This window comes from Streptomyces sp. NPDC002144 (genome assembly GCF_053593695.1).
In genome coordinates, this window is the sequence record NZ_JBSFDB010000014.1 from 133,379 (window position 1) to 147,721 (window position 14,343).

The window sequence follows — 14,343 nt, forward strand, 5'->3', positions numbered from 1 at the left end:
ATGCCGTACGGTGACGCCATGAACGCCAGGGTCAGGAGCGAGGAACGGCGCGCGGAGATCGTGCGGGCGGCGCTGGAGGTGATCGCCGAGCGCGGGTACCGGGGCGCGAGCCTGGCCGCGGTGGCCGAGCGGGTGGGGCTCACCCAGCAGGGGCTGCTGCACTACTTCCCGACGAAGGAGGCGCTGCTGGTCGCCGTGCTGAAGGAGCGCGACCAGTGGGACGCCGTACCGGCGACGCAGTGGCGGGTGGACCTGCTGGCCTCGCTGGTCGAGTACAACGCGATGCGGCCCGGCATCATCCAGACCTTCTCGGCGCTGCTGGGCGAGAGCGTGACGGAGGGGCATCCGGCGCGGGCGTACTTCACCGAGCGCTACCGGCAGGTGCGCGAGAGCATGGCGGCGGTCCTGCGCACCGCGTACGGCGACCGCCTCCCGAACGGCCTGACGCCGGAGCGCACGGCCCCGCTCCTGGTCGCGGTGATGGACGGCCTCCAGTACCAGTGGCTCCTGGACCCGGACTCGGTGGACATGCCGGCCGCGTTCCGCGACTTCCTGGCGCTGCTCGGCGAGGAGGTGTCAACGACCCGGGACTAATGTCCCGGGTTTGCACAACGGGCGCCACTGGCTGTGGCGCTGCGTTTGCGTCCTGTCCCACGCCTCGGTTTCGGGGGTGGGCCTGGGGCGGTTGACTGCGCCCCGCGTCGCCACAACTCCCACGCTCTGGCGCGGATGTTGCGGGAGCTGTTCCGGTCCGCGTGATCAACGAATCCGCAGGACCGGCACGCGAACCAGGCCTGGGATACCCGGTTCGCCTTGTCCACGTGCCCGCACTCGGCGCAGGTGCGCGAGGTGTACGCCGGGTCGACGTGCACCACCGGCACCCCCGCTTTGCGGGCCTTGTACGCGATGAAGCTGCCCAGCTGGGCGAAGGCCCAGCTGGCGTGTGTGGCCCGTTGGGGCTTGCGAAGCCGTACCCGTTCACGGATGCCTGTCAGGTTCTCCAGGGCGATCCCGCGACCGGTGCGTTCTGCCTCGGCCACCACATGTTTCGCGATTTTGTGGTTGATGTCCTTGGCCCACCGTGCCTCCTTGCGCCGCCGTTTCTTCAGGCGGCGCTTGGCGGACGGGGTGTGCTTCTTCTGCAGCTTGCCACGCAGCGTCCGTTCCCGGGCGCGGATGCGGTTGAGCTCGCGTCCGGCCATGATCTCGCCGTCGGAAGTGGTGGCGATGTTGACGATGCCCAGGTCGATGCCGAGGAAGTCCTGCGGTTCGGTGTTCGGCGGGGCTTCGGGCACCTCGCAGGTGGCGTTCAGAAACCACCTGCCGTCCCGGTACAGCAGGTCCGATTCGCCCTTGCGGTACAGGGCCACGGTGGCCAGCTGCTGCGGTGAAGCGGTGAACGCGACGTCCTTGAGGCGCCCGGCAGTCGTCCAGATCGAGATCCGCCGCTCGGGAACCTGCCAGGACAGCATCCGGTCGTCGTACGGCTGCGCCCCGTGCGGACGAAAGGCGATCGGCTTCCCGGTGGCCCGGCGGTAGCGCTTCGAGCCGCGCGTGCCGAGGTTCCCGGCCTTGAGGTTGGCCTTGAGCGTGGCGTACGCATCGCACGTCTTTTTCACCACGTGCTGGGCGGCCTGCGCGCCCAGTCCCCAGCGGGCCTTGATCTCGCCGTAGGTGTGCTCACGCAGCGCGAAGTTCCGCTTCACATCCTTCTCGAACGCGATTGTGCTGGCCCAGCCGGCCGCCTCGTTGCAGGCGCGCAGGGTCGCCTCAAGTGCCGCCGCCTGCTCCGGCGTCGGCAACAGCCTGACCTGCACCACCAGCTTCACGATCACGAAAACTACCTGTGTGCGCGGTCGCCCACCGTGCGTTCACCATGCATCACCCGAGCGAGTGAACCCACCACCACAGGGACACAACACCGGCTCCGCCGGACACGACACCCGACCGCTTCGCGGCCCGGCATGCACCGGCGATACCGCGGCACTCCGCGCCGCGACCACAAGGATGCGATCCCTCCCAGGGCTGAAGCCCGGGAGTTCCTCGCAAGAACAGGCTGAACTCCGGCACTACTGCCGCCAGATGACGGCGAGCGCCTTGCTCACCGCGACGACCGCGGCGAAGGCGACCGCCCAGGCCGCCGCCCCGGCGGCGAACAGCGCGGCCACACCCGCCCCGAACCAGACCGCCTCGAAGCCGACACGGACCGCGCCGCGCGTCTTGTACGACGCCTTCTGCGAGCCGAACAGAGCCCACAGGACGACGAGCACGGCCGGGCCGCCGAGACCCAGCGCCCAGGTGAGCGGGGCCGCCACGTCACGGGTGAAGCCCCAGTACCCGACGGCCGCGAGGGCACCGAGCTCGATCAGGAACAGCACACCCAGATTCACGGCCTTCACGGTCCTCATGCGCGGCAGTATCACCTGCCGGCGCGCACGGCCGCCACGATTTCGATCTCCGCGGCGACCTGGACGGACGAGCCGCACCAGCCGCCCCTGGCGCAACTGGCTTTTATCTAGGGTCTGTTGGCGCTGTCGCTGTCGTCCTCCTGAGCCCCACCCCATGGCGTAGACCACTTCCGTCACGGGATACTGCGAGCGTCCGCACCACGCTCCCCCACGACGGCGACGGAAGGACTGAACTCCCTTGGGTTCCCTACGCGTTCGGATAGGCATTCTCGGACTGGCCATGATGGCCTCGGTGGCCTCCCCGGTGACGGCGAGTGCCGCCGCGACCGCTCCCTCCCCCACCGTCGAGGAACAGCGCCTCGACAAGGCGGTGCCGCAGGAGATACTCCGGCGGTCCGGGTTCGACGACGTGGCACCGGAGTTGGCCCGCGAACTGGGCTCGGCGCACTCCTACGCCCAGGCGCGGCGGATCGTCGTACGCGAGGGATCGGCGCTGTGGCGGCGGGCCGTGGACCGGGTGCAGGGGCGCGGGCCGGCCGGCGGGGACCTGAGCCGGGACGACGACCGGCCGCTGTACTGGGCCAGGCTGGGGCTGAGCCGGGAACTGCGGACCTGGGAGCCGGGGTTCGCGCTGAGCGACGCGCAACGGAACGCGCTGATCGAGCAGGTGGAGCGGACCTCTCGCGGACAGACCGACGTGCGCTATCCGCACGGCAAGGGGCTCAGGCGGATCCTCGTCACCGGCTTCGACCCGTTCACCCTCGACCGGGACATCCGGATCTCCAATCCCTCCGGCGCCACCGCGCTCGCCCTCGACGGCACGGTGATCCGGACCGCGAAGGGTCCGGCGCGTATCGAGACGGTCGTCTTCCCGGTGCGCTGGCAGGACTTCGCGCAGGGGACGGTGGAGCGGACGCTGCGGCGGTATCTGCCGAAGGTCGACCTGTTCACCACGGTGAGCCAGGGGCGGGTCGGGCGGTTCGACGTGGAGCGGACCAACGGGGCCTGGCGGGGCGGCTTCCCGGACAACGACAACGTCTCGCGCACCGAGACCGTCCCGGTGACCGACCCCGCCTCGCAGCCGCAGTGGACGACGACCACGCTGCCGTACCGGGAGATCGTGGCGGCGGACACCGGACGGTTCCCGGTGTACGACCACACCGAGGTGACCGAGATCCCGGCCGGGGGGACGACGGCGGTCGTCCGGCCGGACGGGCCCACCCCGGGATCGACGGCGCGAGCCGGTGGCGGCGGGAACTACCTCTCCAACGAGATCGCCTACCGGGCCACCCTGCTGCGGGACCGGCTGGGGCTGCACGACACCCTGCCGGGCGGGCATGTGCACACGCCGGTGCTGCAGTTCGGGGCGGGCAACACGGATCCGGCGACCGGGACGGTGACCGATCCGGAGTTCGTGCGCAACCGGCTGGACATCGTGGCGCAGGTGCGGGCGATCCTCACCGTGGCGGCCGACGCGGCCTTCAGGAAGTGAGCGGCTTCAGAGGGTGACCGGCTTCAGGAAATAGCCGGCTCGTCCTCGGAGTCGCCCTCCCCCGGCTCGCCCTCCCCGCTCTCCTCGCCCAGCAGTTCCCGCGCCATCAGGGTCGCGCCCGCGACCGCGCCCGGCATCAGGAACACCGCCACGAACGGCACCACGAAGGCGACGGCCAGCGGGGTGCCGAAGCCCCAGACGAGGGTTCTGCGGGAGCGCAGGAGGGCGAGGCGGGCGCGGAGTTCGACGCCGCGGCGCTGGAGGGCGACGGCGGTGAGCTCCTCGGTGAGGAAGAAACCGGTGACGAAGAAGCCGATCACCGGGACGACCGTCTGTCCGACGAAGGGGATGAAACCGAGGGCGAACAGCAGGACGCCCCACAGCACGGCACGGACGACGATCCGCAGACTGTCCCGGGCCGAGATCCACAGCTCGCGCCAGAGCGGCAGACCGGACTCCGGGGCCGTGCCGTCGGGGGACACGTCCCGGTCGACCTTCTCGGAGAGGTTCTCGTAGAAGGGCTGGCCGATCAGCAGGGTGACGGCGGTGAAGGTGACGACGGCCAGCAGCAGGCCGAGGGCGAACAGCACGGCGGTGAGCAGGCCGCGGAAGGCGCCCCGCCAGGGGCTGGACCAGTGGTCCGCGAAGGGCGTCGACCAGCCGACGAAGTCCTGGCCCCACAGGGCGAGGGAGATGAGGGCGGCCACGTACAGGACGAGGGTTATCAGACCCGGGAGCAGGCCGAAGCCGTACTGTCTCCCGTGCCCGGCCACCCAGCGTTGTCCCTTCAGGAGATAGGTGAAGCCCGCCCCAAGATCGCGCATGGGGAAGACTTTACGTTGTCGGCACCGCCACGACGATCCCCCTCTCGGCCGCGGGCGACACGGCCGCCGACACCCGTGTCGCCACCGCCCGTGCCAGCCGCCCCGCCCGGGTGGCCGCCGCGAGGAGCAGGGGCTGGACCTGTTCCAGGGCCGAGACGAACAGTTCCTCGCCGGTGACCAGGACCGGCCCGGCGGCCTTCGTCGTCGCCGCGGCCGCCTCCGTGAGATCGGCCAGCGGCGGAAGGGTGGCGCGGACGACGCCCGCTCCGGTGGCCGCCGCGCGTTCGGCGAGGGCGACCTGGAGGGGCATCAGGGGGGCCAGGGCGGCGGTCAGGGCGTCGGCGATGCGGCGCAGTTCCGGGGAGGAGTCGCGCAGGACGTCGGCGGCGGCACGCAGGATCGGCGTGACGGCGAGCAGGGCGCCCGCGGCCACGCCGGCCGTCGCGGGGATCAGGGGTGACGTAGCCTCGAGAAGGTCACCGAGGGCGTTCGCGAACTCCTCGACGGCCGGCTCCAGCGCGTCCAGCACGGGCAGCAGGCTGTCGCCGAGGGCGGTCAGCAGGGCCTGCGCCGGTTCGCTGACCGGGTGGACGGCGAGCGGTGCCCCGCTGGTGCCGAGGCGGGTGAGGGTGTCGACGATGCGGTAGAAGGCCTCCTGGGCCTGCGGCGAGGCGCTGGCCTCCGCCAGCTCCGCGGTGGTCTCGCGCAGCACCCGCAGCGCTTCGGCGCCCGAGCCGTCGCGCGGGTCGAAGGTGTTGAGGGCGATCCTGGTGATGTTCCCGGCCGTCTCCAGGAGTTGGCCGGTGACGTCGGTGGTGCTGCGTGCCATGCGCAGCACGTCCTGCCTGCTGGGGAGCGGAGGGATCGTTGCCATGGGCTCTCCTCGCCTCACGGACGTCACCGGTCGGTCGCCCCCTCAGCATGCCCCCTTCGCGTGCCGCGTGCTGGGCCATCCGGGGCATCGGTGACGCGAACTCTCGCCGCGTGCGGTTGAGTCGTACAGGTACATCGCGCCGTATCGATCTCGGGGAGCTCCCACAGAGGCGTGCAGCGGTTCAGGTGAGGAGAGCGGATGACGAAGGAGATCCACGGCACCGTCGCCGATGGCTTCGAGGCGGTGCGTGAGGAGTTCGCCGCGTTCGTCGCGGGGGAACGGGACGACTACGAGGGGCAGTTGTGCGCCTATGTGCACGGCCGCAGGGTGGTCGACCTGTGGGCGGGGGACGGTGTCGAGGCCGACTCCCTCTACGCCGTGTACTCGTCGACCAAGGGAGCCGCGCATCTCGTGGTGGCCCTGCTGGTGCAGGACGGCACGCTGGAACTGGACCGCAAAGTGACCTACTACTGGCCGGAGTTCGCGGCGGAGGGCAAGGGGGCGCTGACCCTGCGCGAGCTGATCTCGCACCGGGCGGGCGTGGTCGGCACGGACACCGGCTTCACGGCCGAGGAGATGGCCGACGACCGGGCGATCGCAGAGCGGCTCGCCGACCAGAAGCCGTTCTGGCGTCCGGGTTCGGCGTTCGGCTACCACGCGCTGGTGATCGGCGCGCTGACCGGTGAGGTGGTGCGGCGGGCCACCGGCCACACGCTCCAGCAGGTGTACGAGGAGCGGGTCCGGGCGCCGTACGGCCTCGACTTCCATCTGGGGCTGCCGGCCGCGCTGGACTCGCGATACCGGCCCGTGCAGCCGATGATGCCGACTCCGCAGCAGCAGGCGGCGCTGGACGCGGCCCAGACCGGCCCGCACACGCTGGCCTCGATCGCCTTCAACACGCATGTGCCGAACCCGGGGACGCTGGTGGACTACGCCAACTCCCGTACCGTGCGCGCCAAAGGTCCGGCGTCGGCGGGCGGAGTGGCCGCCGCGCGGGGGCTGGCCGGGATGTACGCGGCGACGATCAGCGAACTCGCCGACCGTCCGCCGCTGCTGAAGCCGGACACGATCGCCGAGGTGGGCCAGATCCACTCCATCGGCTACGACCTGGTGGCCCGCACCCACAAGTCGTACGGCCTCGGCTTCCAGGCCACCGCCGACACCTGGCACCCCTTCCTGGGCGCGGGCTCCTTCGGCCACAGCGGCGCCGGCGGCTCCCAGGCCTTCGCCGACCCCCGCACGGGCCTGTCCTACGGCTACACCCGCCGCCGCCTCGCCTTCCCCGGCGGAGCGGCCCCGGAAAACCAACGCCTGGTCAGAGCCGTACACACGGCGGCACTGGCGGCCTGACGGCAAAGCCGCCCCAAACCCCGTCCACAGTCCCGCCCCCGACCCCTCACAACCAAGGGCACGTGCCCACCAACCCCACTGTCCCCACGCCACCGGCCGCGGAGAGAGCCGTAGGGGGCGCGCGCAGCCAAAAGAGAGGCCGCACCCCACGTCCAAGGGTGCGGCCTTCGTTCAAGGCAACGAGTCGAGGCAGGGCGGCGTCACGGTGTCGGCACCCTCGGCCTGCTCAGAGCTTGACGATCATCTTGCCCGTGTTGTCGCCGCGCAGGACGCCGAGGAACGCCTCCAGGTTGTTCTCGATGCCCTCGACCACGGTCTCCCGGTACTTCAGCTCGCCCGAGGCGACCCACGGGGCCACCTCCGACACGAACTGCGGCTGCAGGTCGTAGTGGTCGCCGACCAGGAAGCCCTCGATGCGGCCGCGGGTCTGGATCAGCCGGGCGAGGTTGCGCGGGCCCGGCGCGGGCTCGGTGTTGTTGTAGACGGAGATCATCCCGCACACGGCGATCCGGCCGCCCTGGTTGAGCTGCCCGATCGCGGCCTCCAGGTGGTCGCCGCCGACGTTGTCGAAGTAGACGTCGATCCCGTCGGGCGCGGCCTCGCGCAGCTGCTCGCTCACCGGGCCGTTCTTGTAGTTGAACGCGGCGTCGAAGCCGTACTCCTCCACGAGCAGCTTGACCTTCTCGTCGGAGCCGGCCGAGCCGATGACCCGCGAGGCGCCCTTCAGCTTGGCGATCTGCCCCACCTGGCTGCCGACCGCGCCGGCCGCGCCGGAGACGAAGACGGAGTCGCCCTCCTTGAAGGACGCGGTGCGCAGCAGACCGGCGTAGGCGGTGAGGCCGGTCATGCCGAGGACGCCGAGGTACGTCGACAGGGGCGCGGCGTCCGCGTCGACCTTGACGGCGTTCTTCGCGTCCACCACCGCGTACTCGCGCCAGCCGAAGAAGTGCAGCACGTGGTCGCCGACGGCGATGCCCTCGGCGTTGGAGGCGACGACCTCGCCCACCGCGCCGCCCTGCATGACCTTGCCCAGCTCGAAGGGGGCGACGTAGGACTTCGCGGCGCTCATCCGGCCACGCATGTACGGGTCGACGGAGAGGTACTCGTTGCGGACGAGGACCTGGCCCTCGCCCGGCGTCGGGGCCTCCGTCTCGACCAGGGCGAAGTCCTCGGGCTTCGGCCAGCCGACGGGACGGCTGAGCAGGTGCCATTCGCGGTTGATCATGACAGGGCCTTTCCTTGCGTTCGTGTTGCTACAGAGGCAAATACTTCAGTACCTGAAACAACCATGCCGCTGAATATTTCAGGTTGTCAAGTAACGGGGTACCCTGGAGCCATGTCCACCACACCGAAGACCCGTCGGCCCGACGCGCTGACCCTGGAGGTCGTCGAGCTCATCGGCGACGTCGTGGCCCGTTTCTACGCGGACTACGAGGACGCGGCGGGCGAGCACGCGCTCACCGGCGCCCAGGCGCGGCTGCTGAGCCTGCTGTCGCTGGAGCCGCTGCCGATGCGGAAGCTGGCGCAGAAGCTGAAGTGCGAGCCGTCCAACGTCACCGGGATCGTGGACCGGCTGGAGTCGCGGGGGCTGGTGGAACGCCGCCCGGACCCGGCGGACCGCCGGGTGAAGCTGGCGGCGGCGACGGACGAGGGGCGCCGGGTCGCCCGGGAGCTGCGCGAGGGACTGCGCTTCGCGCGCGAGCCGCTCGCGGGCCTCTCCGACGAGGAGCGGCTGTCTTTGCGGGATTTGCTACAGCGGATGCTGGCGGCCTGAGCCGAGGGCAGACCCGGACCGGGGGCGCGCTACGGGCCGAGGGCGGGCCCGAGCCTCAGCTGCACCACCACAGGAACCGTGTGCAGGTCTGCGACGGGGACGGGTCCGGACTGGGGGCCGAGGTCGTCGGGGCCGGGGCGGTGGGGGTCGCGGCCGGACCGGTCGAGGCGGGGGTGCTCGGACGGGTGGTGACCGTCGCTGACTGGGCGCCCTGGGAGGGCTTGTCGTCCTTGGGCTTGTCCTTGAGGGACTTCGAGGCCGACGGGGAGGCGGAGGGGTCGGCCGTGGATGGAGCGCCCGTGCCCGTCTTGTCGGCCGCCGGCTTCGCGGTGGCGCCCGCCTCCTTCGAGGCGCCGCCGTCCGCCGAGTCACCCCCGGCCGCGGCCGGCTTCGGGGTGGAGAAGGGCGCGTCCATGCCCAGCTCCGCGAGGCTGAGCCCGCCGGCCGCCAGCACGACCGCCGTGACGATCAGCAGCGTCCGCCGGCGTCGGCGCCGATGCGCCGCGGCCTTGCGGTCACGCCGGCTCGCGGCACCCCCGGGACCCGTGGAACCGGAGGCCGCGTCGGCCTCCTCCGCGTCCCCGCCACGGCCCGCCCGGCCGCGTCCACGACCCCGGCTCTGCGTACGCCGCGCCGCGCGGCCCCCGGTCGGGGCGGCCGCCTCCCGGTGGTCGTCCTCGGTGCCGCCTTCCTCCGCGCCGCCACCGTCGGTGCCGTCGTCCTCGTCGCCGTACGGGCCCTCGTCGCCGTAGCCGTCGTACGCGGGCACGCGCGCGTGTTCCGTCTGCGCGCGGAGCTCTTCGAGGGACGCGCCGCAGCCCGGGCAGGCGAGGGCGCCGTTGAGGTGCCGTCGGCACGGGTGGCAGTAGTCCATGACGCGGGAAGACTAAGTTCCTGACCGGTCACGTTCATAGGCACGCCTGTGAAGGTTGTGTGGTGAACGACCCGTTGCGGCGCGGCGAGTTGAGGCATCCTTCCCGATCGCCCCGAAACCGCCGTCGAAAGCCGCACCGAAAGCGGTGTCGAAACTGTTATGCGTTCGACCCATTGACACTCCCCATACCCCGTCCTTACTGTCACGCCAGCATTTCGAACGTGTGACGAAATATCGAACAGCTGAGGGGCAATCTCCGTGCGCATCACCGGAATCAGCACACACGTGGTCGGGACGCCCTGGCGCAACCTGACCTACGTCCAGGTGCACACCGACGAAGGGATCACGGGAGTCGGCGAGACCCGGATGCTCGGTCACACCGACGCGCTGATCGGCTATCTGCATGAGGCCGAGGCCAACCACATTCTGGGCTCCGACCCGTTCGCGGTGGAAGACCTCGTGCGCCGGATGAAGTACGGCGACTACGGCCGCGCGGGTGAGATCGTGATGTCCGGCATCGCGGTGATCGAGATGGCCTGCTGGGACATCAAGGGCAAGGCCCTGGGCGTGCCCGTCTGGCAGCTGCTGGGCGGCAAGGTCACCGACAAGGTCAAGGCGTACGCCAACGGCTGGTACACCACGGAGCGGACGCCGGAGGCCTACCACAAGGCCGCCCAGGGCGTCATGGAGCGCGGCTACAAGGCGCTGAAGATCGACCCCTTCGGCACCGGCCACTTCGAGCTCGACCACGAGCAGACCCTGTACGCGGTCTCCCTGATCGAGGCCGTGCGCGATGCGATCGGCCCCGACGCCGAGCTGATGCTGGAGATGCACGGCCGCTTCTCACCCGCCACCGCCGTCCGGCTGGCGAACGAGCTGGCGCCCTTCAAGCCCGCGTGGCTGGAGGAGCCCTGCCCGCCGGAGAACCTGAAGGCGCTGGAGAAGGTCGCCGCCAAGGTGGACATCCCGGTCGCCACCGGTGAGCGCATCCACGACCGGATCGAGTTCCGCGAGCTCTTCGAGAGCCAGGCGGTCGACATCATCCAGCCGGACGTCGGCCACATCGGCGGCATCTGGGAGACGCGCAAGCTCGCCGCCACCGCCGAGACCCACTACGTGCTCGTCGCTCCGCACAACGTGGGCGGCTCGGTGCTCACCGCCGCCTCCCTCCAGGTCGGTTTCACCTCCCCCAACTTCAAGATCCTGGAGCACTTCAACGACTTCGCCGACGCGGAGATCAAGAAGGTGATCAAGGGGGCGCCGGAGGTCGTGGACGGCTACTTCCACCTCTCCGACGCGCCGGGCCTCGGGGTCGAGCTGGACGTGGACGCCGCCGCCGAGTTCCCGCAGCAGCAGGCGCGCTTCGACCTGTGGGCCGAGGGCTGGGAGCAGCGCAAGCCCAAGGGCACCAAGTGAGCAGCGCCGTCGTCATCGAGGCGCCCGGCGAGCACCGGCTCACCGAGCACACGCCTCGGCCGCCGGAGGCCGGCGAGGCCCTGGTCCGCGTCCACGCGGTCGGCATCTGCGGCAGCGACCGCGAGGTGTACCAGGGCAACCGGCCCGAGGGGTACGTCCGCTACCCGGTCACCCCGGGCCACGAGTGGTCCGGGACGGTCGAGGCGGTCGGGGCCGGGGTGCCTTCGAGTCTTGTCGGCCGCAAGGTCGTCGGCGAGGGCTTCCGCAACTGCCAGGTCTGCGATCGTTGTCATGCGGGCGAGACCACGCTGTGCACGGCCGGCTACGAGGAGACCGGGTTCACCGAGCCAGGCGCCATGGCCACCACGCTCACCCTGCCGGCCCGGTTGCTGCACGTCCTGCCCGACGACGCCGATCTGACGGCCGCCGCGCTCCTGGAGCCGGCCGCCTGTATCGCGGCCGCCGCGCTCAAGGCGAACGCGCTGCCGGGTGAGCGGGTCGCGGTCGTGGGCACGGGCACCCTCGGGATGTTCGCCGTTCAGTTCCTGAAGGCGGGCTCCCCGGCGGAGCTGCTGGTGGTGGGGACGCGCCCCGACCGGGCGGCGCTTTCGAAAGCTTTCGGTGCCACGGACTTCCGTACGAAGGACCAAGAGCTCCCCGACGACTTCGACGTGGTGATCGAGACCGCCGGGTCCGCGTCCGCCGCGCGCACCGCCGCCTCCCTGCTCAGGCGCGGCGGACGCCTGGTCCTGACGGGCATCCCGGCGCCGGGCGCCGAGGGTCTCGACCCGACCGATCTCGTCGTACGGCAGCTGGAGGTGCACACCGTCTTCGGTGCGCCGCCGGACGCCTGGGCGCACACGGTGCGGGTGTTCGGTGCCGGGCTGCTCGATCCCCTGCCCCTGGTCACGCACGAGCTGCCGCTGGAGGAGTTCCCGCAGGCCATCGAGCTGGTCGGGTCCGGCGATCCGAAGGTGGGCAAGGTGCTGCTCCGCCCCTAGACGTACGCCGGTACGGGGGCGACCTGACGGCCCCCGTACCGGCGTACACCAGCCCCCCATGACCTGAGCCGCGAACCTCGTCCGAAATATCGAACACGAAGGACAGCTTGTGACGACCGACGCTTCCGCCTCGGCGGCCCGCCGACCCGGTGAGCAGGTGCTCACCACCCTCGGTCTGGGCGCCCCCGCCCTCGACCCCGCCGACGCCTCTCCGCACACCTTCCCCGGCGGCGGCAGGTGGCGCACCGAGATCCCCTCGTGCGAGGGACCCGAAGCGCTGGCCGTCGTGCTCAAGGAGTCCTCGCTCCTGGACGTGCCGATCCACCGGATCAGCCAGGGCAGCGGGGTGTGGATGCTGACCGACGCCGAGATCACCGAGATGGTCGGGGCGACGGCCGAACGCGACATCGAGCTCTGCCTGTTCACCGGTCCGCGCGGAACGTGGGACATCGGCGGCTCGGTACGGTCCGACTCGCGGGGGGCCGGACTGCGCGCCCGGGGCCACGACGCCGTCGCCGGATGCGTCGAAGACGCCGTGCGGGCAACGGAGTTGGGCGTCAAATGTCTGCTGGTCGCCGACGAGGGCGTGCTGTGGACACTGCACCGGGCGCGCGAGGCGGGGATCATCCCGGCGGACACGACGCTGAAGGTCTCGGCACTGATCGGCCCGGTCAACCCCGCCTCGTACGCGGTGTACGAGCGGCTCGGCGCCGACTCCCTCAACGTGCCCAGCGACCTGACGCTGGATCACCTCACCGAGATCCGGCGGGTGTCGGCCGCCCCCATGGACATGTACATCGAGGCCCCCGACGACCTCGGCGGCTACATCCGGATGTACGAGGTCGCCGAGCTGATCCGCCGCGGCGCACCGCTGTACCTGAAGTTCGGTCTGTCCAAGAGCCCCGGCATCTACCCGTACGGGCACCACCTGCGGGACCTGACGCTGGCCACCGCGCGGGAGCGCGTGCGACGGGGGCGGCTCGCCCTGGATCTGCTCGCCCGGCACGGAGCCGAGGGCGACATGGCGCCCCTCGGCTCCCGGCTGCCCGGAACGCTCAACCGGTTCGAAACCACCGCATAACGTTCCGGAAACTCCTCTTCACAAAACAAGACGAAGCCCAACAGAATCCCACAGACTCTCGGTCTCCCGCACCGCCTCGGAGCGTCTACGCATCGCCAGGCCGAGTCCCGTCCCCACCCACACATCAAGGATGATGATCATGCGTACTCGCAGAGCCGCATTCGCCGCCATAGCCGGCGCCGCCTCGCTCGCCCTCACGCTGTCCGCCTGCGGGCAGAGCAGCTCGGGCGGCAGCAAGGAGCAGGCCGGCGACACCAAGGGCGGGACCATCGGCATCGCGATGCCGACCAAGTCCTCCGAGCGCTGGATCGCCGACGGCAACAACGTCGTCAAGGACCTGAAGGCCAAGGGCTACAAGACCAAGCTGGTCTACGGCGAGGACGACCCCGACACCCAGGTCTCGCAGATCGAGAACCTGATCACGCAGGGCGTCAAGGGCCTGATCATCGCGGCCATCGACAACAAGTCCCTGAACAACGTGCTTCAGGAGGCCGCGTCGGCCAACATCCCGGTCATCGCCTACGACCGCCTCATCCTCGGCACCAAGAACGTCGACTACTACGCCTCGTTCGACAACGAGAAGGTCGGCGTGCTGCAGGGCACGTACATCATTCAGAAGCTCGGGCTGGACAAGGGCAAGAAGGGCCCGTTCAACATCGAGCTGTTCGCGGGCTCCAACGACGACAACAACACCAAGTACTTCTTCAACGGCGCGATGAGCGTGCTGCAGCCGTACATCGACAAGAAGCAGCTGGTGGTCAAGTCCAAGCAGACCGCCCTCAACCAGGTCACCACCCTGCGCTGGGACGGCGCCACCGCCCAGAAGCGCATGGAGGACATCCTGACCTCCACGTACTCCAGCGCCAAGGTCGACGCGGTCCTCTCGCCGTACGACGGCATCTCCATCGGCATCCTCGCCGCCCTGAAGTCGGACGGCTACGGCTCCGCCAGCAAGCCGCTTCCGGTCATCACCGGCCAGGACGCCGAGCTCGCCTCGGTGAAGTCGATCATCGCGGGCCAGCAGACGCAGACCGTCTACAAGGACACCCGCAAGCTCGCCGACGTGGCCGCGGCCATGGTGGACGACGTCCTCAACAAGAAGACGCCCCAGACCAACGACACCAAGACCTACGACAACGGCACCAAGGTCGTCCCCGCCATGCTGCTGCAGCCGGTGAGCGTGGACAAGACCAACTACGAGGACGTCCTCGTCAAGGGCGGCTACTACACCGACGCCGAACTCAAGTAA

14 protein-coding genes are annotated in these 14,343 nt (G+C 70.5%); 8 read left to right on the forward strand and 6 right to left on the reverse strand.

Annotation, left to right across the window (positions count from 1 at the left end; all coding sequences use genetic code 11):
• The gene (locus ACWCQ1_RS22450) at positions 1 to 594 is read left to right on the forward strand and encodes a TetR/AcrR family transcriptional regulator (protein WP_451027235.1); all 594 of its coding nucleotides are present in this window, start codon (positions 1 to 3) and stop codon (positions 592 to 594) included.
• On the opposite strand, the gene ACWCQ1_RS22455 is transcribed toward ACWCQ1_RS22450, so the two are convergent.
• Positions 591 to 1,829: an RNA-guided endonuclease InsQ/TnpB family protein gene (locus tag ACWCQ1_RS22455; RefSeq protein WP_451027236.1), complete on the reverse strand. Its 1,239-nt coding sequence runs from the start codon at positions 1,827 to 1,829 to the stop codon at positions 591 to 593. The two genes, ACWCQ1_RS22450 and ACWCQ1_RS22455, sit on opposite strands and share 4 nt — an antisense overlap.
• A gap of 240 nt (positions 1,830 to 2,069) precedes the next feature.
• Positions 2,070 to 2,408 carry a YrdB family protein gene (locus tag ACWCQ1_RS22460; protein ID WP_356763525.1) on the reverse strand — a complete coding sequence of 113 codons (339 nt, stop codon included), beginning with the start codon at positions 2,406 to 2,408 and terminating at the stop codon, positions 2,070 to 2,072.
• 238 nt (positions 2,409 to 2,646) lie between these two features.
• On the opposite strand from ACWCQ1_RS22460, the gene ACWCQ1_RS22465 reads away from it, so the two are divergent.
• Positions 2,647 to 3,900, forward strand: coding sequence for a pyroglutamyl-peptidase I family protein (locus ACWCQ1_RS22465; RefSeq protein WP_451027197.1), 1,254 nt, complete (start codon positions 2,647 to 2,649; stop codon positions 3,898 to 3,900).
• Between the two features lie 23 nt (positions 3,901 to 3,923).
• On the opposite strand, the gene ACWCQ1_RS22470 is transcribed toward ACWCQ1_RS22465, so the two are convergent.
• Positions 3,924 to 4,724: an EI24 domain-containing protein gene (locus tag ACWCQ1_RS22470; protein WP_133041234.1), complete on the reverse strand. Its 801-nt coding sequence runs from the start codon at positions 4,722 to 4,724 to the stop codon at positions 3,924 to 3,926.
• A gap of 10 nt (positions 4,725 to 4,734) precedes the next feature.
• The gene (locus ACWCQ1_RS22475; RefSeq protein WP_451027198.1) at positions 4,735 to 5,598 is read right to left on the reverse strand and encodes a hypothetical protein; all 864 of its coding nucleotides are present in this window, start codon (positions 5,596 to 5,598) and stop codon (positions 4,735 to 4,737) included.
• A 198-nt stretch (positions 5,599 to 5,796) separates the two neighbouring features.
• Here ACWCQ1_RS22475 and ACWCQ1_RS22480 point away from each other — a divergent pair, with 198 nt between their 5' ends.
• Entirely contained in the window at positions 5,797 to 6,948 is a 1,152-nt protein-coding gene (locus tag ACWCQ1_RS22480; protein WP_358593539.1) for a serine hydrolase domain-containing protein, read from the forward strand.
• Positions 6,949 to 7,174: 226 nt separating this feature from the next.
• On the opposite strand, the gene ACWCQ1_RS22485 is transcribed toward ACWCQ1_RS22480, so the two are convergent.
• The gene (locus ACWCQ1_RS22485; protein ID WP_358593538.1) at positions 7,175 to 8,173 is read right to left on the reverse strand and encodes an NADP-dependent oxidoreductase; all 999 of its coding nucleotides are present in this window, start codon (positions 8,171 to 8,173) and stop codon (positions 7,175 to 7,177) included.
• 111 nt (positions 8,174 to 8,284) lie between these two features.
• Here ACWCQ1_RS22485 and ACWCQ1_RS22490 point away from each other — a divergent pair, with 111 nt between their 5' ends.
• Entirely contained in the window at positions 8,285 to 8,722 is a 438-nt protein-coding gene (locus tag ACWCQ1_RS22490; RefSeq protein WP_133041230.1) for a MarR family winged helix-turn-helix transcriptional regulator, read from the forward strand.
• A gap of 55 nt (positions 8,723 to 8,777) precedes the next feature.
• On the opposite strand, the gene ACWCQ1_RS22495 is transcribed toward ACWCQ1_RS22490, so the two are convergent.
• Complete coding sequence (locus ACWCQ1_RS22495; RefSeq protein WP_451027199.1) at positions 8,778 to 9,596, reverse strand: SCO2400 family protein; 819 nt, start codon at positions 9,594 to 9,596, stop codon at positions 8,778 to 8,780.
• Positions 9,597 to 9,854: 258 nt separating this feature from the next.
• On the opposite strand from ACWCQ1_RS22495, the gene ACWCQ1_RS22500 reads away from it, so the two are divergent.
• The 4 genes from ACWCQ1_RS22500 (at position 9,855) to chvE (ending at position 14,343) form a co-directional block, all read left to right on the forward strand.
• Positions 9,855 to 11,012: a mandelate racemase/muconate lactonizing enzyme family protein gene (locus tag ACWCQ1_RS22500; protein WP_133041228.1), complete on the forward strand. Its 1,158-nt coding sequence runs from the start codon at positions 9,855 to 9,857 to the stop codon at positions 11,010 to 11,012.
• Complete coding sequence (locus tag ACWCQ1_RS22505) at positions 11,009 to 12,013, forward strand: zinc-dependent alcohol dehydrogenase (protein ID WP_133041227.1); 1,005 nt, start codon at positions 11,009 to 11,011, stop codon at positions 12,011 to 12,013. Before ACWCQ1_RS22500 ends, ACWCQ1_RS22505 begins: the two co-directional genes overlap by 4 nt.
• A 109-nt stretch (positions 12,014 to 12,122) precedes the next feature.
• Positions 12,123 to 13,094, forward strand: coding sequence for a hypothetical protein (locus ACWCQ1_RS22510; RefSeq protein ID WP_358593536.1), 972 nt, complete (start codon positions 12,123 to 12,125; stop codon positions 13,092 to 13,094).
• Between the two features lie 139 nt (positions 13,095 to 13,233).
• The gene (gene chvE, locus ACWCQ1_RS22515; RefSeq protein ID WP_133041225.1) at positions 13,234 to 14,343 is read left to right on the forward strand and encodes a multiple monosaccharide ABC transporter substrate-binding protein; all 1,110 of its coding nucleotides are present in this window, start codon (positions 13,234 to 13,236) and stop codon (positions 14,341 to 14,343) included.

What these genes read in the sequence shown, in the direction of transcription:
- ACWCQ1_RS22450 (WP_451027235.1), top strand. Translation starts at nt 1, where the DNA reads ATGCCGTACGGTGACGCCATGAACGCCAGGGTCAGGAGCGAGGAACGG.
- ACWCQ1_RS22460 (WP_356763525.1), bottom strand. Translation starts at nt 2,408, where the DNA reads ATGAGGACCGTGAAGGCCGTGAATCTGGGTGTGCTGTTCCTGATCGAG.
- ACWCQ1_RS22470 (WP_133041234.1), bottom strand. Translation starts at nt 4,724, where the DNA reads ATGCGCGATCTTGGGGCGGGCTTCACCTATCTCCTGAAGGGACAACGC.
- ACWCQ1_RS22475 (WP_451027198.1), bottom strand. Translation starts at nt 5,598, where the DNA reads ATGGCAACGATCCCTCCGCTCCCCAGCAGGCAGGACGTGCTGCGCATG.
- ACWCQ1_RS22480 (WP_358593539.1), top strand. Translation starts at nt 5,797, where the DNA reads ATGACGAAGGAGATCCACGGCACCGTCGCCGATGGCTTCGAGGCGGTG.
- ACWCQ1_RS22485 (WP_358593538.1), bottom strand. Translation starts at nt 8,173, where the DNA reads ATGATCAACCGCGAATGGCACCTGCTCAGCCGTCCCGTCGGCTGGCCG.
- ACWCQ1_RS22490 (WP_133041230.1), top strand. Translation starts at nt 8,285, where the DNA reads ATGTCCACCACACCGAAGACCCGTCGGCCCGACGCGCTGACCCTGGAG.
- ACWCQ1_RS22495 (WP_451027199.1), bottom strand. Translation starts at nt 9,596, where the DNA reads ATGGACTACTGCCACCCGTGCCGACGGCACCTCAACGGCGCCCTCGCC.
- chvE (WP_133041225.1), top strand. Translation starts at nt 13,234, where the DNA reads ATGCGTACTCGCAGAGCCGCATTCGCCGCCATAGCCGGCGCCGCCTCG.